24 protein-coding genes are annotated in these 26,915 nt (G+C 44.4%); 12 read left to right on the top strand and 12 right to left on the bottom strand.

Going from position 1 to position 26,915, the window contains the following annotated elements; all coding sequences use genetic code 11:
• Positions 1–37: 37 nt before the first annotated feature.
• From R7P36_RS11655 to pdhA, 3 genes are read right to left on the bottom strand one after another with little or no spacing between them, the layout of a single operon-like run.
• Positions 38–1,186 carry a dihydrolipoamide acetyltransferase family protein gene (locus R7P36_RS11655; protein ID WP_005375831.1) on the bottom strand — a complete coding sequence of 383 codons (1,149 nt, stop codon included), beginning with the start codon at positions 1,184–1,186 and terminating at the stop codon, positions 38–40.
• Complete coding sequence (locus R7P36_RS11650; protein ID WP_017634235.1) at positions 1,183–2,166, bottom strand: alpha-ketoacid dehydrogenase subunit beta; 984 nt, start codon at positions 2,164–2,166, stop codon at positions 1,183–1,185. Before R7P36_RS11650 ends, R7P36_RS11655 begins: the two co-directional genes overlap by 4 nt.
• Positions 2,159–3,253, bottom strand: a complete 1,095-nt coding sequence (gene pdhA / locus R7P36_RS11645) for a pyruvate dehydrogenase (acetyl-transferring) E1 component subunit alpha (protein ID WP_025998586.1) — start codon at positions 3,251–3,253, stop codon at positions 2,159–2,161. Before pdhA ends, R7P36_RS11650 begins: the two co-directional genes overlap by 8 nt.
• Positions 3,254–3,318: 65 nt before the next feature.
• On the opposite strand from pdhA, the gene R7P36_RS11640 reads away from it, so the two are divergent.
• From R7P36_RS11640 to yegD, 4 genes are all read left to right on the top strand, one after another.
• The gene (locus R7P36_RS11640) at positions 3,319–3,513 is read left to right on the top strand and encodes a hypothetical protein (protein WP_152560954.1); all 195 of its coding nucleotides are present in this window, start codon (positions 3,319–3,321) and stop codon (positions 3,511–3,513) included.
• A 396-nt stretch (positions 3,514–3,909) separates the two neighbouring features.
• Positions 3,910–4,230 carry a DOPA 4,5-dioxygenase family protein gene (locus tag R7P36_RS11635; RefSeq protein WP_005375836.1) on the top strand — a complete coding sequence of 107 codons (321 nt, stop codon included), beginning with the start codon at positions 3,910–3,912 and terminating at the stop codon, positions 4,228–4,230.
• A 324-nt stretch (positions 4,231–4,554) separates the two neighbouring features.
• Positions 4,555–5,178 (top strand): hypothetical protein, encoded by a 624-nt coding sequence (locus R7P36_RS11630; RefSeq protein ID WP_005375837.1) that lies wholly within the window; start codon positions 4,555–4,557, stop codon positions 5,176–5,178.
• A gap of 121 nt (positions 5,179–5,299) precedes the next feature.
• Positions 5,300–6,652 (top strand): molecular chaperone, encoded by a 1,353-nt coding sequence (gene yegD / locus R7P36_RS11625; RefSeq protein WP_005375838.1) that lies wholly within the window; start codon positions 5,300–5,302, stop codon positions 6,650–6,652.
• A 340-nt stretch (positions 6,653–6,992) separates the two neighbouring features.
• On the opposite strand, the gene R7P36_RS11620 is transcribed toward yegD, so the two are convergent.
• Both R7P36_RS11620 and R7P36_RS11615 read right to left on the bottom strand, forming a co-directional pair.
• Positions 6,993–7,466 carry a copper chaperone PCu(A)C gene (locus R7P36_RS11620; protein ID WP_042521048.1) on the bottom strand — a complete coding sequence of 158 codons (474 nt, stop codon included), beginning with the start codon at positions 7,464–7,466 and terminating at the stop codon, positions 6,993–6,995.
• 93 nt (positions 7,467–7,559) lie between these two features.
• Positions 7,560–8,021: a hypothetical protein gene (locus R7P36_RS11615; RefSeq protein WP_213899576.1), complete on the bottom strand. Its 462-nt coding sequence runs from the start codon at positions 8,019–8,021 to the stop codon at positions 7,560–7,562.
• A 439-nt stretch (positions 8,022–8,460) separates the two neighbouring features.
• Between R7P36_RS11615 and R7P36_RS11610 the strand changes: the two genes are divergently transcribed.
• Complete coding sequence (locus R7P36_RS11610) at positions 8,461–9,510, top strand: Preprotein translocase subunit SecY (protein ID WP_213899575.1); 1,050 nt, start codon at positions 8,461–8,463, stop codon at positions 9,508–9,510.
• 93 nt (positions 9,511–9,603) lie between these two features.
• On the opposite strand, the gene R7P36_RS11605 is transcribed toward R7P36_RS11610, so the two are convergent.
• Complete coding sequence (locus R7P36_RS11605; protein ID WP_017634219.1) at positions 9,604–9,900, bottom strand: hypothetical protein; 297 nt, start codon at positions 9,898–9,900, stop codon at positions 9,604–9,606.
• A 149-nt stretch (positions 9,901–10,049) separates the two neighbouring features.
• Positions 10,050–11,249, bottom strand: coding sequence for a DUF5666 domain-containing protein (locus tag R7P36_RS11600; RefSeq protein WP_318099182.1), 1,200 nt, complete (start codon positions 11,247–11,249; stop codon positions 10,050–10,052).
• An 89-nt stretch (positions 11,250–11,338) separates the two neighbouring features.
• Between R7P36_RS11600 and R7P36_RS11595 the strand changes: the two genes are divergently transcribed.
• The 3 genes from R7P36_RS11595 (at position 11,339) to R7P36_RS11585 (ending at position 14,287) form a co-directional block, all read left to right on the top strand.
• On the top strand, positions 11,339–12,007 hold the full coding sequence (locus R7P36_RS11595; protein ID WP_053303698.1) for a response regulator transcription factor: 669 nt from the start codon (positions 11,339–11,341) through the stop codon (positions 12,005–12,007).
• On the top strand, positions 11,979–13,220 hold the full coding sequence (locus tag R7P36_RS11590) for a sensor histidine kinase (protein WP_054576761.1): 1,242 nt from the start codon (positions 11,979–11,981) through the stop codon (positions 13,218–13,220). Before R7P36_RS11595 ends, R7P36_RS11590 begins: the two co-directional genes overlap by 29 nt.
• A gap of 137 nt (positions 13,221–13,357) precedes the next feature.
• The gene (locus tag R7P36_RS11585; protein ID WP_115386685.1) at positions 13,358–14,287 is read left to right on the top strand and encodes an SRPBCC family protein; all 930 of its coding nucleotides are present in this window, start codon (positions 13,358–13,360) and stop codon (positions 14,285–14,287) included.
• Between the two features lie 146 nt (positions 14,288–14,433).
• Here the strand turns inward: R7P36_RS11585 and R7P36_RS11580 are convergent, their stop codons facing one another.
• The 5 genes from R7P36_RS11580 to R7P36_RS11560 form a co-directional block, all read right to left on the bottom strand.
• Positions 14,434–14,889, bottom strand: a complete 456-nt coding sequence (locus R7P36_RS11580; protein WP_025767689.1) for a hypothetical protein — start codon at positions 14,887–14,889, stop codon at positions 14,434–14,436.
• A 12-nt stretch (positions 14,890–14,901) separates the two neighbouring features.
• Positions 14,902–16,680 carry a S8 family peptidase gene (locus R7P36_RS11575; RefSeq protein WP_213899573.1) on the bottom strand — a complete coding sequence of 593 codons (1,779 nt, stop codon included), beginning with the start codon at positions 16,678–16,680 and terminating at the stop codon, positions 14,902–14,904.
• A 249-nt stretch (positions 16,681–16,929) separates the two neighbouring features.
• Positions 16,930–17,271 (bottom strand): hypothetical protein, encoded by a 342-nt coding sequence (locus tag R7P36_RS11570; RefSeq protein ID WP_167415989.1) that lies wholly within the window; start codon positions 17,269–17,271, stop codon positions 16,930–16,932.
• Between the two features lie 10 nt (positions 17,272–17,281).
• Positions 17,282–19,195, bottom strand: coding sequence for a tetratricopeptide repeat-containing diguanylate cyclase (locus tag R7P36_RS11565; RefSeq protein WP_213899572.1), 1,914 nt, complete (start codon positions 19,193–19,195; stop codon positions 17,282–17,284).
• Positions 19,196–19,806: 611 nt separating this feature from the next.
• Entirely contained in the window at positions 19,807–21,063 is a 1,257-nt protein-coding gene (locus R7P36_RS11560; protein WP_158155229.1) for an aromatic amino acid transport family protein, read from the bottom strand.
• Between the two features lie 379 nt (positions 21,064–21,442).
• Between R7P36_RS11560 and R7P36_RS11555 the strand changes: the two genes are divergently transcribed.
• The 4 genes from R7P36_RS11555 to R7P36_RS11540 all read left to right on the top strand — a co-directional run bounded on the left by R7P36_RS11555 (position 21,443) and on the right by R7P36_RS11540 (position 26,709).
• Positions 21,443–21,877, top strand: a complete 435-nt coding sequence (locus R7P36_RS11555) for a GNAT family N-acetyltransferase (RefSeq protein ID WP_054574324.1) — start codon at positions 21,443–21,445, stop codon at positions 21,875–21,877.
• Positions 21,878–22,169: 292 nt separating this feature from the next.
• Positions 22,170–24,833, top strand: coding sequence for a nitrate reductase (locus R7P36_RS11550; protein ID WP_213899571.1), 2,664 nt, complete (start codon positions 22,170–22,172; stop codon positions 24,831–24,833).
• Between the two features lie 20 nt (positions 24,834–24,853).
• A complete protein-coding gene (gene cobA / locus R7P36_RS11545) occupies positions 24,854–25,759 on the top strand; it encodes a uroporphyrinogen-III C-methyltransferase (protein WP_054576758.1) in 906 nt (301 codons plus the stop codon).
• A complete protein-coding gene (locus R7P36_RS11540; protein ID WP_054578977.1) occupies positions 25,756–26,709 on the top strand; it encodes a glycosyl transferase family protein in 954 nt (317 codons plus the stop codon). Before cobA ends, R7P36_RS11540 begins: the two co-directional genes overlap by 4 nt.
• Positions 26,710–26,915: the final 206 nt, after the last annotated feature.

Genomic DNA, 26,915 nt, shown 5'->3' with positions numbered 1-26,915 from the left:
TCCAAATTGGAAGCCTTTATCATTTGATTTTAATAAGTTACTTTTCGCTCGGACGTTGCAGGTGCTCTGCAAGTACTTTCGTAAACCTTGCAGCTTCACCACCAGTACAAGCGCGATGATCAAACGTTACGGATAGCGGCATTGCTTTCACCGAAATTGCTTGACCATTTCTTATCACAACTCGGTCGAGTATTCGGCCCGCGCCGACAATAGCGACTTGTGGCGGTGTGACGACAGGTGTTGCGTAAATACCGGCAATCGCGCCGAAGTTGGAAAGCGTAATCGTCGCGTGCTGCAATTGCTCACGACCGATTTTTCTCTCTCTGATCCCTTCAACGGTTTGATCGAGCCAACGACGAACATCTTGTGGCTCGTATTCATCTGCGTGGCGCAAGACTGGTACGTACAATCCATGACGGCTATCTACTGCAATTCCTACATTGACCGTTGTGTGTACACAGCGTGTCATGGTTTCGGCATCAAACCAAGCGTTTAAAGCAGGCTCTTCTTGACACGCATGAACAATCGCTTGAACAAGGCGGATACTGATATCTTCGTTTGGCAGCCAATCTTCCAACAACGCTTCTTCCGTAATAGTTACGGCAGCAACATGTTCGTGCGATTCGGTCATAGACGATACCATGGTACGTCGAGCACCTTTCAAAACTTCGGTGCCTGGACGCTGTTTTCCGGCTTCGTCGTAAATATCGGCATCAACGATAAGTCCGTTCGGGCCACTACCTGACACGAGGTTAAGATCTACCCCAAGTTTTTGTGCCAACAAGCGAGCCGAAGGCAGGGCGGTAACGAGGTTACTTTCTGTCGTGTTGTGGTTGCCACCAATCCAGAAATCATCAACGTTAACATGATGCGCTTGGTGAGAAACGCTACCGACGACGGTTGCGGCGTCAGCAGTGGCTTTTTTCTCTGCCGTTACTTCTCTCCCGGCACCTGTTTCATCAATCTCTAGCAGTAATGCACCAATATTGACGATTTCACCTTCCTCACCATGACGGCTGACCACACGGCCCGAATAGGGGGCAGGGACGTCGACCGTCGCTTTTGCTGTCTCGACAGTTAAGATCACTTGATCTAATTTAACCATGTCACCGACATTAACGTGCCATTTTACAATTTCTGATTCAGCGAGGCCTTCGCCGAGATCGGGTAAGTTAAACGTCTTCATTTCCAATCCTCCACGAGTTCGCGCGCTGCGGTCACAATGTCTTCTTCCTGAACCATGAAATAATCTTCGTTACGGTAATAAGGCATAATGGTGTCCATTCCAGTTACTCGTTTAGGTGGGGCTTTAAGTAAGCACATGGCATGTTCAGCGGTTCGAGCTAATAGCTCAGAGCCCACACCACAAGTTTTACTCGCTTCATGAACAACGAGTAAACGTCCAGTTTTTTCTAGTGAGCTGAAAATCGTCGCGGTATCAATTGGCTTAATACTCGCCAAATCAATCACCTCGACTTCAATTCCCTGACTAGACAAGGTTTGCGCGGCCTGAAGTGACTCTACGACGCATGCGCCCCAAGTAACGAGCGTGATATCTCGCCCCTTGCGTAAGGTGAAGCAGGTGTCGAGTGGGAGTGCTTCGCCGTTATCAACGACTTCAGATTTAACGGTGCGATATATGCGCTTCGGTTCGAAGAACATGACGGGATCATTGCTTCTAATTGCAGCGAGAAGTAAGCCGTATGCGCGTTGTGGAGAAGAAGGAATCACCACTTTAAATCCAGCAGTGTGAGCAAATAACGCTTCCACGCTTTCTGAGTGGTGTTCCGGAGCGTGGATACCGCCGCCAAATGGCGCACGGAAAACCGCGGGACAAGTGAGCCGACCGCGAGTTCTGTTACGCATTCGAGCCGCGTGGCACATTAAGTGCTCCATCGCAGGAAAAACGAAACCTTGAAACTGAAATTCGGCGACAGGTCGTAATCCTTGCGTTGCCATACCGACCGCAACCCCGCCGATTAAGGCTTCAGCGAGTGGGGTATCGATGACTCGTTTAAGACCAAACTCTTGCTTGAGTCCAACAGTGGCACGAAATACACCACCATTATCGCCCACGTCTTCACCTAATACGACAACATTGGGGTCTTGTTGCATTTCGTGGTGCAGGGCAAGGTTTACTGCTTCAACCAACGTTAGCTCAGCCATGTCTGCCTCCCTGCATTCTCATTGCCTTGTTGATGAGTTCATCTCTTTGTGCATGAAGCTCTTGAGGTAGCGATTCATACAAATAATCGAAACCGGTTTCTGGTGCTTGTGGCGGTAAGCTCAGATAGCGTTCAACAGCTAACTCTACTTGCTCTTTACAGTAATCTAGCCATTGCTGTTCTTGTTCGTCGCTCCAAGCGCCTTGATTAAGGAGATACGTTTTAAGACGTGCGATAGGTTCGTATTGCCATGCGGTTTGAACATCATCTTCTTTACGATAACGAGTCGCATCATCGGCCGTAGTGTGGTCACTCAGTCGGTAACTCACCGCTTCGATGAGTGTTGCGCCTTTCCCTTTTCTTGCTCTCTCAAGGGCGGTTTTAGTTGCATCATAAACGGCGACGACATCGTTACCATCGACAGTAATACCCGGTATACCTGCACCTTGCGCTTTTTCTGATAAGAAATCGGCGGCACATTGGAGACTACGCGGCACTGAAATTGCCCACTGGTTATTGTTTACGACGAAAACAAGTGGAATATTCCAAGTACCTGCGCAGTTTATTGACTCAAGAAAGTCCCCTTTGGATGTACCACCATCGCCGCACATGACTAGCGCAGCTTCATGGTTACCTTGAATTTTTAGCGCGGAAGCCACCCCGACAGCATGCGTACATTGCGTCGCTATGGGTACACAGTAGGGAAGGTCTCGGCTAGGAACCGGACTGCCCTCAGGAGCAAAATCACTCCCGCGCTCATCGCCCCCCCAGTATTGAAGGTTCTTTTCCATGCCAATGCCACGACACCACATCGCAGGCATATCGCGGTAGTAAGGGACAAAAACATCATCGGCTTTAAGTGCTCTGCCTACCGCAATGCCTATGGCTTCCGCGCCTAAGTGTGAGGGATAGGTCCCTAGCTTACCGGTGCGTTGCAAGGCAACTGCTTTGTTGTCGTAAGTGCGAGTTAATACCATGTCTCGGTAAAACCCGACCAATGTTTCAGTGTCAGCCCAGTTGGGTAGTTGGCCGACTAGGTCCCCACGATGGTCGATAAACCGATGCATGGGTAATGCCTGAACGTTCATCTCAAGCTCCTTTTGACGCTGCGGGTCTTTTGGACTGCAGCTATTCATACAAAACCAGAGTTTGTATGGGTACTCAAACTCTGATATCAGCGCAAAGGCCATACCTAAGGTTGCGTGTGCTTTCGATAGCGGTAGGCATCTGTTCGTCCCTTAAACTATTTGTCGATAACATCGCTGCGATTATTTCACCGCAAGATACAGAGAAAGGCTTTTCTGTATCTAACCCTCTAACTAAATCGTGGTATAGCCAGATACAATAAGTGTAAACAAATTGTTAAATTATGCTTCATTTTGACTTTCGCTCAGTAGTAAAGTTTTGCTTACACCCTAATTTTGCAGAGTAATATGCTGCTATTTTGTTGGTGGTATTTTTAAACTCGAATTTAATTACTGGTTAATGAAACATATTTGCAACAAAATTTGGCTGTAAAATTTGACAAAGTGAGTCATTATTAATGAATCAACTCAAACAGTTGCTAGATGATGAATTGCAAATTTTTGTTGTGCTCGAAGCCTCGACCTTATGAGAATGCATAACTTCTTCCCAACTGAGTGGAATCAAGGTAGGGTGACGGCATTACAAATGTATACCCTCGGCAGTCCTTGAGCTTATCCAAAGTAGGTGGTGCTCAAGTGGAAGTGATTATGGAGAAGTTATGTACCACGCTCATGTTTATTTTCCCCTAAGAGAACAAGATAAAGCGCAAGCCTTGAACGAGATCATCCGTCAAGAGCGTCAAGATGTGCTGCGTGTGTTTCCATTAGTTGGAAGGTTAGTTGGCCCACACAAGATGCCGATGTTTGAAATTCACCTAGAATCATTGAGTGAAGAGTTCTTGGCGTGGCTTGATACGATTCGAGGCGATTTTTCTGTGCTTATTCACCCAGTAAGCGAAGAAGAGTTGCTCGATCACACAGAACGCGCGATTTGGTTGGGCAGAGAGATTGGTGTATTTGAAGAAAAGTTAGAGAAATAGTTGCTCCTCTTGCCCATGCATGGCCGCTTTGAATCCTTCTCTTCTCATTGCGGTCACAGCTTCTGCTTAACGCCTCATCTTCATTGATGGGTGCGGAATCCCTCTCTTACGCTTTGCTGTAGCTATTTTTGTGCTAAACCTAAAAGTAGGCTTTCGAACTTCACACAAAGCGTGAAAATGTCGCTGTTTAGTATGCCGTTGAATGAATTTTGGTGGTAATAAAATAATAAGTCTTTGATAAATCAAATAGGTATAGCAGGGAAGTGCAGTTTACGACCCCAACGCCATTGGCAGTGGCGCCGATAATTTCTGAGGGGGAAGGGTATGTTTTCAATACTCTTGGTTATACTTGCACTCTATATATTTTGGCTGTTGTTTCGCAACGGGCCTGAGTTTGCCGGGCGTACCGCCCAAAAAAAACGTGACTGGGTTGGGCCTACCGCCAACAAAGAAGAGTGGCGAGGATTTTGTACGGATGTATTTCAGCCGTTCAGTTCTCAAACGACTTTCTACGCCATTGCTTATTTTGCCAATTACGTAGCAGCAGCGAACGCAATATCTTGGTCAACGATATACGAAGGCGATTATCCGGTCATCATAAGCCGATTTGGTAGCTACTTCATTTTAAGCACGCATGATGCACTGGTCGTAGCTGGGTTTATTGCGCTTGCTTTCTTTATCATTAATTGGCAACTTGCCATGCGCTGCTCTGGTATTCTTAGCCAGTATCTAGTGCGGATTCTTATTATTAATCAAAAGCGCTTTGTCGCGATTAGCTTGGTGTTTTGCAGCTACTTTTCGTACCTACTGACGCTTGGTATATTCTGGCTGTTCCATGATGGGTATTCAATCTGGCATGGATTAATGCTTAGCCCCGTGTTCCTGTTGTTAGCTTTACTGGTAGCGGTTGTTGTGCCATCTGCAAAAAGAGAAAGTAGTGTACCTTAGATAGGTTTTCCACGTTAAATTACACTTGATTTTGGGATAGTAATTCTTATGCCATTAAGTTAGCATTGCCAGCTTTTTAACGGTCAAAAGGCCACTAATCAGTGGGACAGTGGGAGAAACAATGTTTATCGGCTTTGACTATGGTACTGCAAACTGTTCAGTGGCTAAAATGGAATCGGGTGATCCAGTACTGCTTAATCTAGAAGGAAACAGCCCTTTTATTCCTTCCACCCTTGCTGCACCGACTCGTGAATCGGTATCCGAGCATTTATTTCGCCATCGAGATATTAAACCATTAGATCAAGTTGGTGAGCAGGTTTTACGCCGGGCAATCAATTTAAACCGAGAAGAAAGTATTGACTTAGAATCCGACGACATCGCGTTTGGTCAGGCTGCACTTAATCTCTATTTGGAAGATCCTCGCGATATCTATTATGTGAAATCGCCGAAGTCTTTTCTTGGTGCATCTGGCTTGCGTGATGTGCAATTGGCTTTCTTCGAAGACCTTGTCTGCGCGATGATGGACAATATTAAGTCTCAAGCCGAAAACGATGCGCAGCAAAGTATTACCGATGCTGTGATCGGCAGACCAATTAACTTTCATGGGCGTGGCGGTGAAACGGCTAACATTCAGGCTGAACGCATTTTGTTGCGGGCAGCGAAACGTGCGGGCTTCCAAAATGTGGAGTTTCAGTTTGAGCCTGTCGCGGCGGGCCTAGAGTATGAAGCGACACTCAGCGAAGATAAAATCATTCTAGTAGTCGATATTGGCGGTGGTACAACGGACTGTTCGTTGATCCAAATGGGACCGTCTTGGCGCGGCAAAGCAGATAGGACCGCAAGCTTGTTAGCTCACAGTGGCCAGCGTGTCGGCGGGAATGATCTTGATATCGCGCTAGCATTTAAGCAGCTCATGTTCCCTTTTGGCATGGGAAGTAAAATGGAGTCAGGCATTGTGATGCCGACTACCCAATTCTGGAACCCGATAGCAATCAATAATGTAGAAGCGCAGAGTGACTTCTATTCGCGAGAGAACCTATCAGCGTTAAAGTTGCTTCAAAAGCAGGCTCAAGAGCCAGAAAAACTTGCTCGTTTGCTAGAGGTGTATCATGAGTCTTTAGGCTACAACATTGTTCGCCGTGCCGAAGAGGCAAAAGTGGCACTTTCAGAACAAGCTTCTTACCGAACTGGCATCAACTTACTATCAGAAACGATTGAAGTTGATGTACAACGTGACGAAATGATCGAAGCGATCCAGTCGCCAAAGAATAAAATGACGGCGTTGGTGACAGAAGCGGTAGAGCAAGCTGGAGTTAAACCCGATGCTATCTTTATGACTGGAGGTTCGGCACGCTCGCCAATCTTGCGCGATGCGGTGCAAACCGTACTGCCAAGTATTCCGGTTGTCAGTGGAAACTATTTTGGCTCAGTAACTGCCGGCTTAGCTCGTTGGGCTGAGGTTTGTTTCAAGTAGAAAGAAAGCTGATTAACCGTGGGTCTTTGTTGCCAAACTTATGATTTCATTCAGGCTTGCCAAGTGATGGTTGGAGAACTTTGTCGAGAGGTTGAGTTTTAAGCGGGTAGGGAACCTTTTTAGGATCTTAAGTCTTTCAAGGTCATTCTGAATAGCGAGGGACGAGCGTGATTTAGAATCTCTTGCCCGAGCACGCTGTTATGATATGTGACCCCGTTTCGCCGAGCGTTATTCATCACCATTATTCTGAAGAGTCGAGTTAGGATCTACCGGAATAATGATTTTGACTAAGCTGAGATAAAAATGCCCGCTAAATCAGCGGGCACTTTTGTTTACGTCATTAATGGTGCATGTGTTTTTCCATGTGACCTTGTTTTTCAACCGCCATTTCTACTTCCACTTTACCCGCGTTTTTGAATGTTAACGTCATAGGGAAGCGGTCGCCTTCTTTAAGAGTTTGTGTTGGGTTAAAAATCATTAAATGGAAGCTGCCTGGCTTAAACAACACTGAGTCATTGGCTGGAACGCGCACTTCGTCAATCTTAATCATTTTCATCACACCATCTTCTTTCTTATGCGTGTGAATTTCGACATGCCCTGCGATTGGGCTTTCTGCTGCGATCAATGCATCTTCACTGTCACCGTGGTTGGTTAATTGAAAAAAACCACCGATAACAGGTGCGTTTGGTGGCGCTTCGCGGCTCCATGGATGGTCGATATGAATTTTTCCTGCTTCATAATCGTGCGCTAAACTCAGTGGGCTAGCGATGACAGCAATAAGCGCGATAGCGGCGGTTTTAAATGATTTAAGCATGTGCTTTTCCTTTTGAATGAATAGCTTCTCTGAATGGACAACAAACAGAGTCATCGTTATTTTTGAATAAAGTTGTCAATGATTAGATGCCTGTTAGGCAGGAAAAACACTCGGCGGAGAGTGCTTAGGCGCGATGTGTTTGTAAACGAGCTTATCGCATTTTGAAAAATGATAAGTCTTCAGTGCATACTTTACTCGGCGCAGCCAATGGATGGTTGTCAGGTAAAGCCCAATCGCAACCAGAAGAAAGAATTGAACAGCTTGAAGAAGCGGACATTCAAACTGAAAGCCGTCGTGTAAGTTAACATCTTGGATGAGCTTAGAAGAAGATTGAGCGTTAGCCTCAATCAACGTATTGATATCCACCCATTTGAAACCATCTGCGGTACACAGTAAAACCTTTTCACTTTGGACTTTGTTGAGCCAAGTTGTGCTGTGAACTTGTGTAGGGTTAAGAGCGGCTGTGGACGCTAAATACAACTGAAACAACACCGCGATAATAACCGCAATAGCGTGCAAGCGATGGTGTTTGTGCTGTATTAGAGTGTTTTCCATACAATTGAGTGCTTATCTTCTTCGGCGCGGGATACTAACAAATTAACCAAACAATGTAATTATCAGTTTACTAAAAGGTGATGCAAGTGTGCGTTATTTGTTTTATTGCCTATTTTTAACGCTTTAATATCTTGATTCTGCTGACATTCACAACCTCCAATTCAACTTGTCAGTCTTGCCTAGTCGCTTTTGAAGATACCGAATTAATCTCTCTTATATGCCACTGAAGCTTCGGTTAGTGGGTGTCGTGGTGGTGTTTTTACGTGCTAGATTTGGCTGATATCGATTCAAAATGCACACCGAATCTTCACTTGTTTTCCATTAACGGAATTATGACAGTAATTTAATAAAGGATACGGTATTCTGCGCTCCTTTGTACATGCCAGAAACGTCCGTCCTACTTAGTCGGAGGGGCGATTAATCTTAAGAAATTTCTCAAATGAAATACGAACAACAGATTGGATATCGATACCCTAAAGGTCGATTTGCCATGGTGAGTGTATATGCATTCACCGGTGCTGCGATTTTAGCATCGACTATTTTTTCTCTATTGCTGTTTTTGTCGATCGACGAAAACCCGATGATGCAAACCTTATTTGGTGGTTTAGCGATCATTTTTGAAGCGGGTAAATTTTACGCTTGGTATGAATACGGTGAGCGCCGAGCCCATCGCAACTACACAGGAGCAGCAACCGCTTTCGTGTTTTATTTAGTCTTAGCTGCGATTTCCATTGGCGGTAGTATTGGTGGGATTAATAGTGCAACCAATAGTGCACAAAGTCATATTTCGATAGAGCAGGCGAAAGTGGAAGCGTTTAATCGTCAGATTGCGGCAATCGATAAGCAGATTGAGCTCAACAATATGGCAGCGCAGAAATACATCGAGATGGAGCGTATCGCGACTGGTGTAACTCGCATTCAGGATCAAAACAAAGCCTTACGTGAAGAGCAGCAACGCTTGGCTATGGAGCGTGATAGTTTACCGCCGGTCACGCAAGGCTCAGTGATTGGTTTGATTGATAGCCTAGCCAACGCATTTGGTACCACCTCTCAGCAAGCTCAGCTTGGCTTGGTTGTATTTCTTTCGATTCTGTTGGACTTCTTTGCTGCATTTTTTGTTGGCTTGATTGGTGAAGAGCAACGGTTCCGATATTTCTATCGCAGAAATGAGGGCATGATATTGAAAACAGTTCGCGATATAGATCCAGCGCCTGCGGGTTATCTTCCTCATATAAAAGAGGAAGAAGAGCAAGAAATACCAGCTGCACCGGAGCCAGAAGAACCAAAGGAACCGAAAACCTTGTTAGAGCAAGTTAGCGATGCACTTAAAACGCATCAAATTACGTGCACCAAAAAAGCCGTTGCTAAACAGTTTAGGCTGTCTGCGGAAGAGGTAGACAAGGTATTTGAAGAATTGGCAGAGCTCGGTTTAGTGGGGAAAAAAGCCAACCACCATTATCATTGGATAGGTGAAGCAGAGACCGCATAATTGGTTATCTATTAAAGTTCGGAAAGAGCGTCAATCGGCGCTCTTTTTTTTGGGGGGGATTTTCGCTATTAAAGTTAACTACAAGAAAGCGTATCAATCTTTATTGAGCTTTTTGGTTACGTCTTTCACCGTTTTCTTCTCTTTTTCCGGTGTCATTGCATCAACAGCTTTACCCGCCATCCCTTCATCTGGCAATTTGTCTTTTCCTGCATCAACTGCGGTATCTTTCAGTGCCTCTTTAGGCGTACAGCGACCACCAACACCAACCACGGCTTTTGTCGCAGCGGCTTTAGCTGCCTTTTCTGCATCGCAGTCAGGATCCATAACGCTAGCTAAGCTCGTGGCTGAACCAAAAAACAAGATTAACAAAATGAGGTTGCGTTTTTTCATAGTTGTCACCAATTTTGTGGAACATAGGTAAAGTGTAACGGAGAGAAAAGGCTTTGGCTGAGAATTTGTTGGTTTGAGCTTGGGAAGCAAAGTAAGGTGAAAAGAAAAAGTGCCACCGAAGTGACACTTTTTCTTAAGCGTAGAAGGGATTAGTTGTCGTAAACGTCTAACTCCACTTCACGGGCAATATTTTGGTTGTTAATGATCACACCTTCGACTTCGACACGAGCACCATTTAGGTTAAGTTCTTCAATGCCTTGGAAGCGTGTTTGTGCATCAATCACAACGGTGGTGTTACTTAGTACTTGATCAGCATCATTCTCACAATGCTCGATTTCAAATGTTCTTGCTTCAGCATCGTAGTTTGATACGTATCCTTCACATTCAAATTCTTTACCTTGCCATTGGTTGTTATCGTCAAAGTCTGGTTGCTCAAACTCAATAACGGTAGCGATGCGTTTGCCATTTTTCACGACAGACGTTACTTCCACTTCTTGGCCTTGTTTTAGGTTCGCTTTGCTGCCATCTTCAAATCGTGTTGCGTTATCGATGAAGAATGCACCTCGGTAGTTTAGTGAGAACTCACTGTAGTCATTTGCAACCCAAGTCACGATACCTTCCACATCGCTGTCATTGCTTATGACGTCGTAGCCTTCAACTTCTACCTCATTTGCCATGAAGATGCCGTTTTGCATTTCACCTTCTACTTCCACCCATTGGCCGATGCTAAGTTGGCTAATGTTGTTATATGCCACCGTTACTTTTCCACCTAACTTAAATGTTCCAGCATTTTCATCGATACTGGTAATACGGCCTTCCAGTTCGTAGTCGTTATCAAGTACTGGGTAATCGTTATCTACGTCGAGTTCGACCACAGACAACACTCGATAACCCGCATCAGCAGTTGGCAATGATGACACCATTACCCAGTCGTTGACTTCTATATCATCACTTAAATCGTCAAACTGCAGCTCTACGCCGTTTACCGTAAATGTTTTCTTCACATGATCAATCGCTGTGACACGTCCTGTAATGGTTGGTTCAAGTGTGACTCGGACGCCATTGTCCGAAGCTTGCTGAATATCTGACCCCACGCGAACCACCATTTTTGGTTTTACATCGGCCAATTGCACTTGTGTGTCGTCATAAACCACCTCAGACACACGATACGTATGTCCATTGACGGTTAACGTGCTTTCTTCAGCGTTGACCGCTTCAACAGAGCCAATCGCTACACTTGGTTTCACTGCTTGTTGAGTTGATGTGCTATCGCTATTGCTGCCACCACCTGAACCACCACAACCAGACAATGCCAAACCTACTACAGAAATAAGAGCGAGTTTTTTCATTGTATTAACCTCAATTTACGAGCGAGTTTAGGAAATTGCCTGTATCTTATTGGGCATATCGTGAAGAGATCGTGAAGAAATGTGATTTTATGAAAATTTTAATTGTAGATGACAACCATAACGTCTCGGAGACGATTGCAGACTATCTTGAGCTAGAAGGCATGATTATCGATTGTGCGTTTCATGGAGAGGCTGCGATTAAGTTAATCGAGGAAAATCATTACGATGTAATCATCATGGATATCATGATGCCGAAGCTCGATGGCATCAGTACGGTACAGAAGCTTCGACAAGATAAGTTATGTGGAACGCCAATTCTCTTCCTAACGGCAAAAGATACGCTAGATGACAAAATCGCGGCTTTTAAAGCGGGGGGAGATGATTATTTAATGAAGCCATTTGCGATGGAAGAGCTCAGTTTGCGTGTTCATGCTCTGGCTAATCGTGGTCCAAGACAAGATATCGGAGCGCTCAAATTTGCAGATATTTGTTTAGATGCGCGTACAGGAAAAGTAACGAGAAAAGACAAAGAAATTAAGCTGAGTCGAATTCAAACTAAAATTTTAAAATTGCTCCTCCAACGTGCTCCAGCAGCGGTCTCGCGCACAGAAGTGATCGATAGTGTGTGGGGAGACGAACCACCCGGAAGTGATGCACTTCGTAGCCATATTTACGGTTTAAGAACCGCGCTAGACAAAGGTTTTGAAGAATCACGATTAGAGACTATTCATGGACAAGGTTACCGACTTAAAGCATAACGAATATCCAAGCATTTATCGCAAGATCCGTTGGGGTTTTGGGGTCATGACGTTTGTGATGTTTACTCTTTTTTGGTCGCTGATTTATGTGGCAGAAAACAAACTGGAAGTGCTGAGTTTACATCACTGGCTCGATACTGAAGCTGCGCTTTATAGTGAGAATTTCGAGAAACAGGGCTGGGATGCGCCATTGCCAAACGTATTGGAGTTCAACTCATATTGGAGTGAAGCTCCGACACCGGATTGGTTGCTCTCTTTTACTTCACCTGGTTTTTACGAATACCTGCTTGGTGAAGAAGATAAACACTTTGTTGTATTGAACCATCCCTCAGGGAAGGGGCTTATGTACATTGTATTTCAAGATGACTCAGATGATTACTTGGACGAATACGAAAGCTCGCTGCATCAGTTTACGCTGCTGCTCGGTGGTTTGTTTTCATTTGTCATGGTTGGGTATGGCATTTACATGGTGCGAATATTGTCTCGGCCATTAGCGCAAATTGAAGACAAAATTAGCCAAATGTCACCGGATCAACCCGCTTTCCAAGTTGAAACTAAGTTCAGCGAAACACGCCAGATAGAGCAGACTTTGCTGGATAATAAGAACGATATCGCGGGCTACTTCAAACGAGAACAAGAATTTAGCCGTTTTGCATCGCATGAGTTGAGAACGCCAATCATGGTGATTAAAGGCTCAACAGACATTCTGACGCGTCTTCCTGATCAACCTCGAGTTGCGCAAAAAGCCATCACGAGGATGCAGTCAGCTTGTGACGAGATGCGTGTACTGACAGAAGCGTTTCTCTTACTTGGTAAAGAGAAAATAGAGCCTCAGCATTACGGAGAGCATCAGCTTCTTACTTGTTTACAAAAACAACTGGAAGAGCTGGCTCCTTTATTTGCCAAGCAAGATTCGAACTACGCTTTGCACGAACAACATAGTGGTGTCGTGAATGCACCGGAGAGTTTTGTGACCATTGTAATCAACAATCTGATTAAAAACGCCTTTAGCTATAGTGTGGGAGATATTGAAATTGAGTTGAAAGGTCATGCGCTTAAGATCCTAAACCGTCACGATGGCAACGAGACGTACAACGCTGGTTATGGTTGTGGGCTTGTTATCGTACAACGAATATGTGAACGGATGGGGTGGGCGTTAGTACTGGACGATGATGGTGTTCGATTTAGTGCAAAAGTGGAGTTCTGCTCTTAGCTTTGTGCGTATTGATTCAAGTGAGACTTAACGCTCTGGCTTTTTCTTGTCGTACGCATCTAACCCGCAGTCAAACAAGAAAAAACTGGAATTTGAATTAGACTGAAGTTAGTGAAGCGGAAACTCGAGGAACCGTTATGCTCTCTTATCAGGTCAGCCGAAGTATTGAAATTAATAAGAATCAAAGTGAAATTATTGGCTATCTCAAGAACTTCAAACACTGGCCCAGCTGGTCACCATGGATCATTCTTGAACCAAGCTGCGAGCTGACATTCAGTGATAATCAGGGCCACGTTGGAGCTGGTTATCAATGGAATGGTCAGCGTATTGGGACTGGCGCGATTGTACTGGAAAGTACTCAAGAGCATCGATTAGATATGGAGCTGCATTTCTTTCGTCCAATCAAGAGCCATGGAAAGGTGACTCTAATCGTGACGCCGTCACAAAATGGCTGTTTAGTCGAATGGCAAATGCAATCTCGCGTCCCTTGGTATCTGTTCTTTCTGAAAAGTATGTTTAAGTCGATGATAGAGATGGATTATCAACGTGGGTTACGCATGCTTAAAAGTAAGCTTGAAACCGGAAGAGTGCATTCAGACTTAGTCGAAATTGGGAACCGAACGTTGCCTCAAATTCATTATATTGGGATCAAGGGTGTGGCTAGCTTGCAGGAATTAGGTTCGGTAATTGATAAGCATGTTCAGCAACTAGAACAGTTAATTAGTGACGAAACCCTATCCGTGAATGGTGAATTGTTTTGTTATTACCAGTCGATGGATATGCAGAAAGGTACATTCGAGTTTATCACTTGCTTTCCTCTTCATAACTCAGTACCAGCGCCTCAAGGGGCGGTTACCGGTACCATTCCTGAGAGTGAAACATTTGTCGTTGAACACCGAGGTGAATATCAGTTTTTGGGAAATGCATGGGCTTTAGCGATGAACTTGGTTCATCAGAGTGGTATGAAAGTCAAAACCAGTCCTTTAGGAATCGAACGCTATCTGAATAGTCCGAAGGAAACCACGGAAGAAGAGCTAAGAACGGAAATTATTTTGTTTAAGAAATGACAGGCGCAGGCGAGTAGGGTGTTTAGGTATCATACTAGTTATGCGAAATGTTACTAAAGAATAATAGCGTATCTGTTCCTACCCATAAAAATGCCTCAGCAATCGCTGAGGCATGGTTTTACAGGCCAACTTCTCTTGTTAGAGAATTATTGTGCACGGTATTTACCGCTGTTTAGTTCAATTTTAGACGCTTTTACCCGGCTGTCTGCGTTTAGGTAGTCGCTAATACTTAGCAGATCTTGATCTTGAGATGCTTTTAACACCGCTGATTCCCCTTCTGCGAAGATAACTTCTAATTTTAACTCTTTGGCGACTGCTTTCGCTTCGTTAGGATTGTTTACGGTGATATAAACCAGTCCAGTGGCTTTGGATACGTTACTAAACGCATTCTTAAACACCTCATCACCCGCTTGAAGTTTTACGTCTTCAGATAGGGTTCTAACAGTGCCAGTTTGCACTTTTCGATAATCTTGGCCATTAATCTCAACCGCTTCTGATGGCACAAACAGTTCTGGTGCAGGTTGTTGAGAGAGCTGTTGCTCAGCGTATACACTCGACGTCATGATAACGAGAGCCAGCATAGAAAATGATTTGTATTTCATGTTATTGACTCCTTAGTGTCCAAATATGCGCATCGACCAGTTCTTAATAACACCGGGCTGAGCGTTGTTTGCCATCGGAACGTCATAGATGGTGGAAGAGTTGAAATATGCAATGTAAGAATAGACTTCATCGCCGTTCGTATCTATTGCTCGCAACGTCCATTCGCCTTTTGCATCTTCGCCATAAAATTGGTTAGACAACATTAATTGATCTTTGTAGCCTGTAATCGTTGGATCAAGAGATTGGCCAACAAGACCATTGCGCGGTGTTTGCAAAACGGAACGAGTCCCTGATGGCGAAATGAGCTCAATAGCTAAGTCGGGCAGACGAGCGTGGTCCAATGTCAATGTCACTTGAACGGATTCTACTGTCAGCTCATCGGCAATGGCGATACTTGAAGAACCACCAACTAGACTTGCATCGGGTACACTTACTTCTGTAGCGTTATTAACCCATGGCGTAATGACTTGAGCTGGTAAAACACGATTCGTCATGCGAGCACGTTGCATCGCTTCATCTAAATCTACAGCGCCGAAGCCATAAAAAGTATGGAAATCTACGCCTGCTGCGTTTTTCTGCCAAGGGGCAATGGCCTCGTAGCTAACCTGTTCACCTTTATGGTTAGTAAATTCAAGCTGTACGCCTGGATGCGCTTTATCCGTTACTTTTGCTGTCTCCGCTAGTAAAGCACGTACATCACGAGCAGAAAGTGCGTGGTTGGTTGACATGATTGCCGCGATGGCACCCGATGTGTTTGGCGCAGCCGATGAGGTTCCGTTCATCGTACTGGTATAGTTACAGTTCGGATCGAGCTCCGTTCCGCCGTGTAACCCATTAATGCCAAGGCCTTCACTGGTATTTTGCCCTTCTTCACAACCCATTAAATCAGTGGTGACCATAGCAGGGAAATCTTGCCCATATTCACCTGCTGGTGCTGCAACCCACACGTTCGAACCCACCGATGAGTAACTCGCTCGCGTACCATCCGCTCGTAGTGCACTAGTGACTAAATTGAAGTAATTGGCGTTATCATAAGACTGAGCAGAGTTGTGCATCGGTAAGCCTTGATTGTCTCCACCAGAAAAGAAGTTACTTGGCAATACGAAGAATCGCCCTGCATTGAAATAGCGGTAACCATTACCTGCTGACTTTACAAATACAGCACCTCGACCCCAGGCGTTACTGTTGCTGACGTTTTTCATCACGTCCATTTCAAGTTTTAGTTGAGGGTCGCTTTCATCAAAAGTAATCGGGTTTATAGGGCTGAAACCGTAACTTTGGTTAAATACGCGAACATCGCGTGTTGCTGGGTCCATGCCATGGGAGATTAACCAGCCTTCTAATGTCTGGTTGGCTAACCAGTTAAAACCGATGAGGGAAGAGTGAGAAGCGACACCGCGTCCGCCTTCACCGTTGTTGCCGACGGCGCTAATCAAACCGGCTACAGCAGTGCCATGACCATTAGTATCAACCGGATAACTTGGTGGGAATGAAGAGTCTTCGACGAAGTTTCTGCTACCTGTAACTATATTACCTGCAAGGTCGGGGTGATCGATCTGCACTCCAGAATCAATAACGGCAACTTTCACACCAACACCTGCAATCCCCATTGCCTGAGTGAGCTTAGTGTTTAAGTCGTTTCCAGCAACAGCAGGATTAGCCGCAAACGCAGTTTGCCCCGTGTTGTCTAAGTGCCATTGTTCAGAATAGAGTGGATCAAACGCCGAGACGGCAGGTGCAATGCCTACTGCCAACATAGCAGCAAATAGGCGATTAATGCGTATTTCCATTTTTGACCTCATGTCTTTGTTTGGAATTTTTTAGTTCCTGTTTCATATTCCGCTAACAGGAACAAACAAAGCTAACGACAAAGAATAAGGACGAAAACCATTTACAACTTGTTTACATTAAAAGTTCGATGGACAACATAAGTCTTTGTTAATTTACTGAAACCATGAGGTTTTTATATGTCGCATCGAGCATGCATGAAAAAGTGAAAAGCAGAAAATACGAGTGTACCGTCTGCTTCAAGAGGGGAGTTATTTAGTTGAAGCGGGTTGAATAGTTGCTATTGGTTTCTTGGGTTCGGCTTTTTCCTTAGGCAGCACGTTATCAATCCACTTTTTAATGTACAACTTATCGAATTCTTTATCACACCACTTTTTGTTTAATCCACGTCGATTGAACTCAGCACCAATCGCCACTTTGGTTTGGTTAGTTGCACGGTTGTAGTAGAGAGTTTCACATAGTTGAGTGTTACTCATTTGCTGGGCATACACGTTGACACTGCTGCTGCGCATTCCCAGTTGAGATGCTTGCTGATTACTACACGCCATAAGAAATAGAGGCGCAAAAGTAATAATGATTAGATGTTTTTTCATGTGTGCTTTTTTATGATGTAGGATGAATGACGAACTGGTTTCTGCCAGCTTGCTTCGCATCATACAAAGCTTGGTCTGCCAAGAAAAACCATTGATCCCATTCTTGTTTAATTATTTGTGCCGACAGTTTGTCCACTGCTCCAAGGGAAATTGTCGCGTTTAATGGTTTAGAGTCAACCACCAATGGCGTGTTTTCAACAGTATATCTCAATCGCTCCAAAAACTTAGTGCAATCTTCGGCTCGCTGTACTTCGAATAATAGGACAAACTCTTCTCCACCCCAACGAATGAGTAGGTCACCAGAGCGAGTGGATTCATTAAATAGCGTGGCAATATGAGTCAGCATTTTATCGCCAATATCGTGTCCATATTGATCATTAAAGGTTTTAAAATGATCGACATCTAAAACGGCTAAGGCAAATGTTCTATCTGGGCTTCTACGAGCCATTTTGTCCAACCAAATGTGAAGATAGCGACGGTTATGCAGTTGAGTTAATGGATCGGTAGTATTTTCTTGAGTGAGTGCTTTATTAATACGTCTAACGCGCAGTACGTAACGAAAACCAACGACTCCAATTGCCGCAATAGCGATAAAGTAGAACATTTCTCGATAGCGCTGTGAACGCAGTTCAGAGGCTTGTAGCGCATTTTTTGTTTCTAGCAATTTGAGTTCTTTCTGGGCTAACTTAGCTTCGAGGTCAAACTTAATGTTAATCATCTCTTCACCATGAATATGATGAGAAAACTCAGCCTCTAGCTCTCTTAATTGGGTTAAATAATGAAAAGCCGCTTCATAGTCATTAAGAATTTGATGAGCGTTTACCAGTACCGAAAGCATATCAATACGCTGACGCAGCTCTAATTCACTGGTTGATTTGGTTTGTTCTAGAACGTTAAGTGCTGTTGTAATAGCTTTATCGTATTGTTTGTTTGCGAGGTAAGCCTCTGCAAATGCCTCGTAACAAGACGTTTTTAGCATTTCTAGATTTTTTGGAATGGGCAGGTCTACGCAACGTTGTGCGACCATTAATGCATCATCAATTTTTCCTACCGAGCTCAACATTTGTGAAAAGCTGGATAAAGAGTGGTGCTTGACTGTGTCCGACCCCGTTTGCATTGAAAGTCGAATGGCTTCATTGAAATAATATTCCGCTTTTTTGTTATCTCCGAGGCTCGAGTGAACGATGCTAAGGTTTGCGTAGATAACCCCCATAAAAAAGCTATTATCGTATTGATATTCGCTCTCTAGGTAAGTGTCGAGAGCTTGCGTTAGGTAACTGTTGGCCCGAGCCCAATCTGATGCGTCGATGTAGACCGTCCCAATGTTGTTCAGTGTCATCGCGACTTGTATTTCAAATACTGTTTTTTCTAATAACTCAAAGGCATTGCGATAATATTTTAGGCCACTGCGTAGTTGATTTCGAGATACTTCTAGATTGCCTAACCAGCGGTAAGCACGGCCTTCTAATGCTAGATAACCAAGATCACGGGCTGTAGAAACAACGTCATGGAGTAACAATTCTGCGTTCCAGTTATCGTCTTGCTCAATCATTGTTACTGCCTTATTGAGTTGTGCTTCAGCGACGACCCATTCCAAATGGTGCTTTTTACCGAATTCGATTAAATCGGGCATATCTTTCGGTAATGGAACGCCTTCGTAACGCTTAAGGTACTTTCGTGCAAAGTAATACAGAGCAAGAGACTCCGCTGATGCATTCTGTGGCGTATTTAACTCATCTTTTTGAATTGATCGCGGCTTACCCATCGAGCGAAAGTAGAGTTTTAACATGGGCTTGCTTTCTGCTGAAATGTGTTCTTCCAGATAAGCTTGCTTTTCGGTACTCGCCAGTACGTTGGTCGGATGCAAGAAAAGTCCAAGTGCAGTACAAAGTGCGCAAGCCAGTTTTTTAATTGAGAAGTGCATGAGCGTATTAATAAAATGTGATCTCTTAACCGAATACCAGTTAAGTCTACCATTTCTTGTTGGTTAAGTGCGGATGGATTCCCAGTGGCAAAGTGCTTTGGGAGTGAGTGCCGAGAAGGATCTCTATAATATTATGATTTATAAAAACAAAATCTATTGAAAACTTATGTAATGATTGGAAGATGGCATAGGTAGGGTAACGATGGAAGGTAAGTGAGCATACTCGGTGGACTCAATCTAATGATTTAAGCCGCGGATTCATCGCTCGAAATCAGGGTGAAGTGTAAAAAATTACGTTTCTGTCATAAATATTTAATGTTTGTATGGGTTGTTAAAAAACTGGATATTAGACATAGTGTTATTAAGCCAATAAAAAATGGCTTTTATAATAAATAGGAGATTAACTATGCATAATGAAATGATTCAACCTTCGCACTTCGGCATTATCGGCCGTACCTGCATCGCTTCAGTACTTATGATTGCGGGTGTTTTCGCTCTTATTTAAGAGCCAAGGGTAACGATGATTACCTTTTAAAGAGTAAGAAAATTCAGGGAATCACCTTAACCTTGTGTAAGGTATTCCCCTGAAAATCCAAGCTAGTCTTTAGTTATTAGCTGAAGAAGCTAAAAATCAATGCACTTACCGCCACAATGCCTGCTGCTAGAACAAAGTAAGTAGAGATATTTCCTCGATATTGTTTCATCGCCTCGATTTTATACACCGCTAACATTGGCATAATAAATAAGATCATTGCAATAACAGGCCCTGACAATGCTTCCATCATACCAAGAATACTTGGGTTCATGATCGCCGCCGCCCAGATTGAGAAGAACAGTGCTGCCACGCTGATACGATCAACACGCTTCTCAGGTAGGTTAAAATGCTTGTTAATTAAACCATTTAAGCTTTCACGCGCACCTAAAAAATGCCCAAGGAAAGATGAAGTGATAGCGACAAACGCTACTAAAGGACCAAGTGTTGCAATAAATGGATTATCGGTTGCGTTCGCTAAGTAAGACAATACGGATACGTTTTGTTCTTTTGCTTGAGCCAATTGTTCAGGTGACAGTGTTAGCACACAGGAAAATACAAAAATAAGAACAAAGGCAATCAGCATGATGCTAGTGCGACGAAGAATAACTTCGGATTTGGCATCTGCCTGCTTACCGTAATGGCGACGTTGTACATTTGCAAAGCTTGAAATTGCAGCTGCGTGACTAAACGAGAAAATCACTACAGGAACTGCTAACCACATAGTGCTAGCAAAAGCTGACGCTTCTGGCACATCCATGACAGGCATGGTCCAGTTCGGTATTAAGTAAAATGATAGAAAGGCAAGAATGGCAACAAGTGGGAACACCATAATGGCAAAGGCCCGTAGCATTACTTTTTCACCCGCCATCATAATAGCAATTAGTGCAAACACTAGTACGCCAGAAAGCAAAGGTCTAGGTAAAGAAGCCATATCAGCCTGATTTACCATGAAGCTATCTACTGTGTTTGTTATTCCAACCCCATATATCAACAGGATCGGGAAGATCGAAAGAAAATACAGCAGTGAAATAGAACGGCCTGCTTTTGCGCCGAAGTGCTCTTCCACTACATCAGTGAAGTCTGCGTTTTTGATCTTAGAAGATAGTACAAAACGAGCTAAGCCACGGTGCGCAAGATAGGTCATTGGAAAAGCAAGTACTGCCATCGCGACTAAAGGCCAAAAACCACCAATCCCAAGGTTAATTGGCAGAAACAGGATGCCTGCGCCAACGGCTGTTCCAAATAGGCTAAGAACCCAATGTGTATCATGTTTTGACCAAGCTGTGGTTGTGTTTATTTCACTAGGATTTAAGGCATTTCGAGATTCTTTCACTTTAAAACTCGCTTTTATAAAAATAATAATGCTGAAAATGGTAAAGGTTTTAGTGTTTATTATCACACGCGAAGCTTGGTGAATAATGCTGTGAATTTGGGGTGGTTGTAAATTATCCAACTATGAATTTTTCAATAAACCAGAATAAAGTTCTTAAATTTAATGCGTTTAATGGTTGTATGTGTTGAAATTTTCATCTTGTGTGGTTTTTGATTTTGCGGTTAAAACTTAATCACGGATGTATGTTCTAAGTGAGTTAGGCCTAATTTTCAGGAAGAATATTACATTTCTTAAGCACTTAATTGAGATGTTTGTGTCCCGTCATTTAGATGAGATTTAGGTATACTGCTGCCATTCATGTTAAAGAAGGAGTCATTGAATGGACATCTTGTCTGCGCAAAAAGAGGACTTATTTGCCATATATAAGCTCGAAAATACTTTATTTGGAGAACACGCCTATCCTCAATTTTTCTTTCGGCAAGCTTTTGATTGTTGGGGAGAGACCTTACTGGTAGCAAAAGAGGGAGAGCAGGTCGCAGGGTATATATTGCTAACGACTAGCACAAATGCACATCAATATTGGATCATGTCATTGGCCGTCGATATTCAACATAGAGGTAAAGGTATTGCGCGTTCCCTCCTAGAAAACGTTATTGCGCCGTTGACGTTAGGCTCAAGCGTGAAATTGACTGTCGATCCTAAGAACCAACCTGCATTGTCTTTATACCTCTCCCTTGGCTTTAAAACGTTAGAAGAAGAAGCGCATTATTTTGGTGACGAAGAATCCAGGTTAGTTATGGAATTAGTAAAGTAATACTGCACGATAATGACCGAAATTTGCACACAATCAGTGCGTAGCATTACGTTGCTATAATTGGTTTTAAGCTAACCCTTTGTATGGTAAGGGTTTTTAATCTTGGCACCTCACTTGCTTTACATAAACGTTCATCGATAACTCGATGCGCCGCTCTTAATAGCAGGCGAGAGCGGTATAGGGTATTACTTTTTGAAAATGTACTAACAGCGTTAAAGGCATTGCTGCCTCTCTCGATTCGGGAGAGGCTTTTTTTTGCTAGTAAGTTGGGCTGAATCGCACTGGAGGTGTTATGTCGCAAGGATGCAAAAAAACCACTTGTCCCTATTGTGGTGTTGGATGTGGTGTCGAGGTCAATGCGAAAGGAATCGTTGGGGATGCGTGTCATCCTGCAAATGCGGGCTCACTGTGCGTAAAGGGCGTCGCGTTGGCAGAGAGCTTGAATATGCCTTCGCGCTTGCTGTATCCAAAGCTTGTCACCAAGCAGCGACCTCAAGGGCAAGAAGTACAATGGCAACAAGCCACAGATCTAATTGCAGAAAAGATTCATCAAGCGAAAGCGGAGTTTGGACCTGATTCCGTCGCTATGTATGTTTCTGGTCAGTTGTTGACGGAAGACTATTACGTCGCCAACAAACTCATGAAAGGCTATGTTGGCAGCGCAAACATCGATACTAACTCCCGTTTGTGTATGTCTTCGGCGGTTGCGGCTCATGTACGAGCATTTGGTGAAGATGTCGTTCCCGTCAATTACGACGATCTTGATAAGACTGAGCTGTTGGTCATTTGCGGTGCTAATACCGCTTGGACGCACCCTGTTTTATTTCGACGTATTCAACAAGCGAGAGAGAACAATCCTAATCTCAAGCTGGTGGTTATTGACCCTCGTGAAACGGTCACCGCACAGCAAGCGGATTTGCATCTACCAATTAAAAACGATGGGGATGTATCACTGTTTAATGGGCTGCTTAAGTTTCTTATTGAGCAGCAATGCATTGATTCTCAATACATAAACTCCTATACCGACGGATTTAATGCACTTACAGAAGAAGTTTCTGATTTGCGTTACGATGTCACTAATTTGACGTCTTCCATTGGCATTTCAGAAGAAAAGCTGACTACATTCTTCCAATGGTTTGCGCAAAGCCCAACCGCAATCACGTTGTTTTGCCAAGGAGTTAACCAAGCCGAAAATGGTGTCGATAAAGGCAATGCCATTATTAATGCACATTTGGCGTCAGGCAAAATTGCCAAGTCAGGTTGCGGGCCGTTTTCTATTACAGGGCAGCCGAATGCAATGGGTGGGCGAGAAGTCGGTGGATTGGCCAACCAGTTAGCGGTTCATCGTGCTTTTGACGCGGAGTCTATCAAGCAAGTGCAGGCGTTTTGGGATTCACCAGAAATTGCCACTCAGCCCGGTTTAAAAGCCGTTGAGCTGTTTGAGGCGGTAGAACGTGGTGAGATTAAAGTTCTGTGGATCATGGCAACCAACCCCGTTGTCTCTTTACCAGATAACCAATTGGTAAAACGTGCGCTAGAGATTTGTCCGTTTGTGATTGTTTCCGATATCACAGCGGATTCGGATGTGGCGAATTACGCGGACCTATTGCTACCCGCCGCTGGCTGGGGGGAGAAGCAAGGCATGGTGACCAATTCTGAGCGTCGACTTTCAAGGCAGCGCCAGTTTCAAACGCCTCCCGGTGAAGCAAAATCAGATTGGTGGGCGATAAGCCAAGTTGGGCAAGCTCTGTGTGCATTGGAAAAGACACAAAATGGCTTTGCGTTTACTTCTGAGCGGGCGGTATTCAGGGAATATGCCGCGATGACAGGCATGAATGCAGATTCGCCATTGAAGCTAGATCTTTCTCAATACGCCAACTTAACCGAGCAAGAATACGAAGAGTGGGTGCCGACACAATGGGGAGGAGAGCGCCCTTTTGCTGATGGCGTCTATTCACACCCAGATGGAAAAGCGCGTTTTGTCGTGACCAGTGAATCTCCAACGCGCTTAGAAAGAACAAAAGGCTGGTGGCTCAATACGGGCAGGCAACGTGACCAATGGCATACCATGACGCGCACAGGGCATATCGCCCACCTAGCCGCCTCAGAGTTAGAGCCAACCGTGTACATGAACACACTCTCTGCCACTCAAAATCGCTTAAAAGCAGGACAACTCGCCAAGCTGTTTCAGCCTACTTCAAACACCGGTATTTATGCCAAAGTTGCCATTGATGAAGGTTTGGGTTTTCAGGAGCTGTTTATGTCAATGCACTGGGCAGGTCGATATGGCGGTGAAAGCAGTGTTAACGCGATAGTAAACAGCGCAAAAGACCCTATTTCCGGGCAGCCTGCGTTTAAGTCGTCTTATGTTGAAGTGCAAGATGCGGCGGTAAAAACCTACGGTATGTTCATCGGTACACAGTTTGATTCCGGTAAATTTCTCTACAGCGCATTTCAAGCAGAAAGCAATTTGGGCATTTGGCGCTTTGCACACGATAAGCGACCAAAGAAGCAGAGTTTTTGTCGAACGGAAAAGAGCCGCAGAATTACGATAGATATTGCCCAAGGTTGGTTAGCAGTGGATTACGACCTTGTTGGAGAGGTTCGTATCATTCGTTCTGTTTTAGTGGTGTCTAGTGAACCGATTCAAACCGACTACACCAACTTTACCGGCTTGATTGGCAAACCGATGGAGCTATCGCAACTGCTTACCATCACTCAATCGCAAAGTAGCGCCAAACTGGTTTGTAGTTGTTTCCGCGTTACCGATAAACAAATACATGACGCGATGGAGAAACAAGACTGCACGTCAGTGACCCAACTTCAAAACAAACTCAAATGCGGTACTAACTGTGGCTCGTGCGTCTCTCAAATCAAACAAATGGTCGACAGCCATCAGCATCAAAAGGGCAAACAGCAAGCGAACCAGCAAAGTTTGGCTATTCAAATAAAGTAAGTCATAAAGAGGATAAGCACATGGAAGCGCCTTATCAAAAGTCTTGGTTTAAGAAAGGACAAGCGAGTCAGAAACAAGAACGCTCGTCTCGCTTTTCTAAGCATGATCAAGCAAGCAAACTGAACCAACTTTTAGAAGACCATTCACTAGACCTGGACGCGAACCACAAAGGTTTTGTCTCGATTGTCGGAGCAGGGCCGCACGATCCTGACTTGTTAACGGTAAAGGCTGTGAAAGCGATTATGTCGGCAGAGGTACTGTTGTACGACCGTTTGGTTAACAAAGATATTTTGGAGTTGGCTTCGCCACAAGCCGATTGGATTTACGTGGGCAAAAGATGCGGACAACCTAGTATTGGTCAGGAAGAAATTTGTGACTTGATGGTATCGCTCGCTCAACAAGGAAAGCGAGTTGTACGCTTAAAAGGGGGAGATCCTTTTGTATTTGGCCGTGGAGGTGAAGAGGCGTTAGCACTCGTCAAACACTCAATCGCGTACGAAGTCATTCCCGGCATTACCGCTGCGATTGGATGTTCAGCAAACAGCTTGATTCCGCTGACTCATCGTGGCGTTGCTCGTAGCGTTACCTTTGTGACGGGGCAAGTGGTAACAGGCGCATTTGAAGCGTGGAGCCAACTGATGCAAAGCGGACAAACGTTAGTCTTCTATATGGGGTTAGAAAAGTCATCGCAAATACAAACGAGTTTAATAGGCTCTGGTTTGAGAGAAGATTTTCCAGTCGCGATCATCACTCATGGTTGCAGCCCTCAACAACAAGTGCATGTTACCCAACTCAATCAGCTCAATGAGTTATCGATTACACTTAAAGGCATCAGCCCAGCATTGATTGTGATGGGAGAAGTTGTCAAACTGCGCGAACAATTAATAGAAACCGTACAGTCAGTGACGGAATACGAGGGAATATGAGCAGCATTTTGGAGTGTATCAGAACAGTCGGTCGTGGCGAACGTGGTAGAAAACCACTGAACTTTGACCAAGCGTTTCGAGTTATGGATGAATACCTAAACGGTGAGTGCGATGACGATCAGATGGCAATGTTATTGATGCTGATTCGTGTACAGAACGAGACTCAACAAGAAATCGCCGGCTTTGTGAAAGCATTCCAATCCCGCATGCCTGCTATTGGTGCAGACATCGACTGGCCATGTTATGCAGGTAAACGTGAAGCGGCAGGTCAACCTTGGCACCTGTTGGCAGCGAAGATCCTCGCCGATAATGGCCATAAAGTGCTGATGCATGGTTATCACGACCGTCAATCTGGTCGTTTGCATGCTGAAGATTACCTCGACAAGTTTGCTATCAAGAAAGCGGAATCAGCCGAAGACGCAAAACGTGTGTTAGAAACACAAAACATCGTGTATCTGCCGCTCAGTGCGTTTGCGGCTCAAGCAGAAACCATGATCGGTTGGAAGAATCGTTATGGGCTTAGAACGCCGATTAATACTGTGGTTCGAGCATTGAATCCGGGGCAGGCGACGGTTGGTATTCGTGGTAGCTTCCATCCTGGATTCCAACAACTTCATGCTGAAGTCGAATACGAGATTGGTCAAACCGCTCATGCTGTTGTGTCCTTCAAAGGACAATCGGGTGAGTCAGAATACAACCCGAAAGTAAGCCAAACGGTCTGGTTAAGCCAAACAAGCGGCGTGACATCGCACTACTGGACGGAGCAAATGCTGTCTGAGGTGACAATGCCTGCGAACTGCCCGTTTGGGACGTCAGAAGATGACATGAACCAAATGGCGAATACGGTTCTTGCCACCATGACAGTGGTGCTATTTGCACAAATGCACGACAGAGAAAAAGCATTCGAACGAGCCTTCTCTTACTGGCAAGCCTATTGCGCCCAGCAATGACGCACTATTGTCAATTAATGTAAAACCAACGACGCAAAGTTGTTGAATCTGAATCCATTATCTATTGTTTGAAGAAGGTAAAAGATCCTAGCTCGCCAATGATGTGTTTCACCACCTTGCTCCGTATCAGAGTGGTGAAACCGCAGTTTTAGCCTCAATCGCGTTCGTTTCTCGCTGCGCTTTTGAGAATGAGAAAATCCCATATG

Origin of the sequence: Vibrio sp. 397, assembly GCF_033339395.1 — a bacterium.
GTDB classification, from domain to species: Bacteria; Pseudomonadota; Gammaproteobacteria; order Enterobacterales; family Vibrionaceae; genus Vibrio; species Vibrio alginolyticus.
This window is presented reverse-complemented; position numbering and strand designations above follow the sequence as displayed.

Coding starts and splice junctions, on each gene's coding strand:
- R7P36_RS11570 (WP_167415989.1), bottom strand. CDS start 17,271: ATGAAAAAACATCTAATCATTATTACTTTTGCGCCTCTATTTCTTATG.
- pdhA (WP_025998586.1), bottom strand. CDS start 3,253: ATGAACGTTCAGGCATTACCCATGCATCGGTTTATCGACCATCGTGGG.
- cobA (WP_054576758.1), top strand. CDS start 24,854: ATGGAAGCGCCTTATCAAAAGTCTTGGTTTAAGAAAGGACAAGCGAGT.
- R7P36_RS11595 (WP_053303698.1), top strand. CDS start 11,339: ATGAAAATTTTAATTGTAGATGACAACCATAACGTCTCGGAGACGATT.
- R7P36_RS11600 (WP_318099182.1), bottom strand. CDS start 11,249: ATGAAAAAACTCGCTCTTATTTCTGTAGTAGGTTTGGCATTGTCTGGT.
- R7P36_RS11655 (WP_005375831.1), bottom strand. CDS start 1,186: ATGAAGACGTTTAACTTACCCGATCTCGGCGAAGGCCTCGCTGAATCA.
- R7P36_RS11585 (WP_115386685.1), top strand. CDS start 13,358: ATGCTCTCTTATCAGGTCAGCCGAAGTATTGAAATTAATAAGAATCAA.
- R7P36_RS11540 (WP_054578977.1), top strand. CDS start 25,756: ATGAGCAGCATTTTGGAGTGTATCAGAACAGTCGGTCGTGGCGAACGT.
- R7P36_RS11650 (WP_017634235.1), bottom strand. CDS start 2,166: ATGGCTGAGCTAACGTTGGTTGAAGCAGTAAACCTTGCCCTGCACCAC.
- R7P36_RS11630 (WP_005375837.1), top strand. CDS start 4,555: ATGTTTTCAATACTCTTGGTTATACTTGCACTCTATATATTTTGGCTG.
- R7P36_RS11590 (WP_054576761.1), top strand. CDS start 11,979: ATGGACAAGGTTACCGACTTAAAGCATAACGAATATCCAAGCATTTAT.
- R7P36_RS11620 (WP_042521048.1), bottom strand. CDS start 7,466: ATGCTTAAATCATTTAAAACCGCCGCTATCGCGCTTATTGCTGTCATC.
- R7P36_RS11615 (WP_213899576.1), bottom strand. CDS start 8,021: ATGGAAAACACTCTAATACAGCACAAACACCATCGCTTGCACGCTATT.
- R7P36_RS11635 (WP_005375836.1), top strand. CDS start 3,910: ATGTACCACGCTCATGTTTATTTTCCCCTAAGAGAACAAGATAAAGCG.
- R7P36_RS11550 (WP_213899571.1), top strand. CDS start 22,170: ATGTCGCAAGGATGCAAAAAAACCACTTGTCCCTATTGTGGTGTTGGA.
- yegD (WP_005375838.1), top strand. CDS start 5,300: ATGTTTATCGGCTTTGACTATGGTACTGCAAACTGTTCAGTGGCTAAA.
- R7P36_RS11610 (WP_213899575.1), top strand. CDS start 8,461: ATGAAATACGAACAACAGATTGGATATCGATACCCTAAAGGTCGATTT.
- R7P36_RS11565 (WP_213899572.1), bottom strand. CDS start 19,195: ATGCACTTCTCAATTAAAAAACTGGCTTGCGCACTTTGTACTGCACTT.
- R7P36_RS11605 (WP_017634219.1), bottom strand. CDS start 9,900: ATGAAAAAACGCAACCTCATTTTGTTAATCTTGTTTTTTGGTTCAGCC.
- R7P36_RS11555 (WP_054574324.1), top strand. CDS start 21,443: ATGGACATCTTGTCTGCGCAAAAAGAGGACTTATTTGCCATATATAAG.
- R7P36_RS11640 (WP_152560954.1), top strand. CDS start 3,319: ATGGGTACTCAAACTCTGATATCAGCGCAAAGGCCATACCTAAGGTTG.
- R7P36_RS11580 (WP_025767689.1), bottom strand. CDS start 14,889: ATGAAATACAAATCATTTTCTATGCTGGCTCTCGTTATCATGACGTCG.
- R7P36_RS11575 (WP_213899573.1), bottom strand. CDS start 16,680: ATGGAAATACGCATTAATCGCCTATTTGCTGCTATGTTGGCAGTAGGC.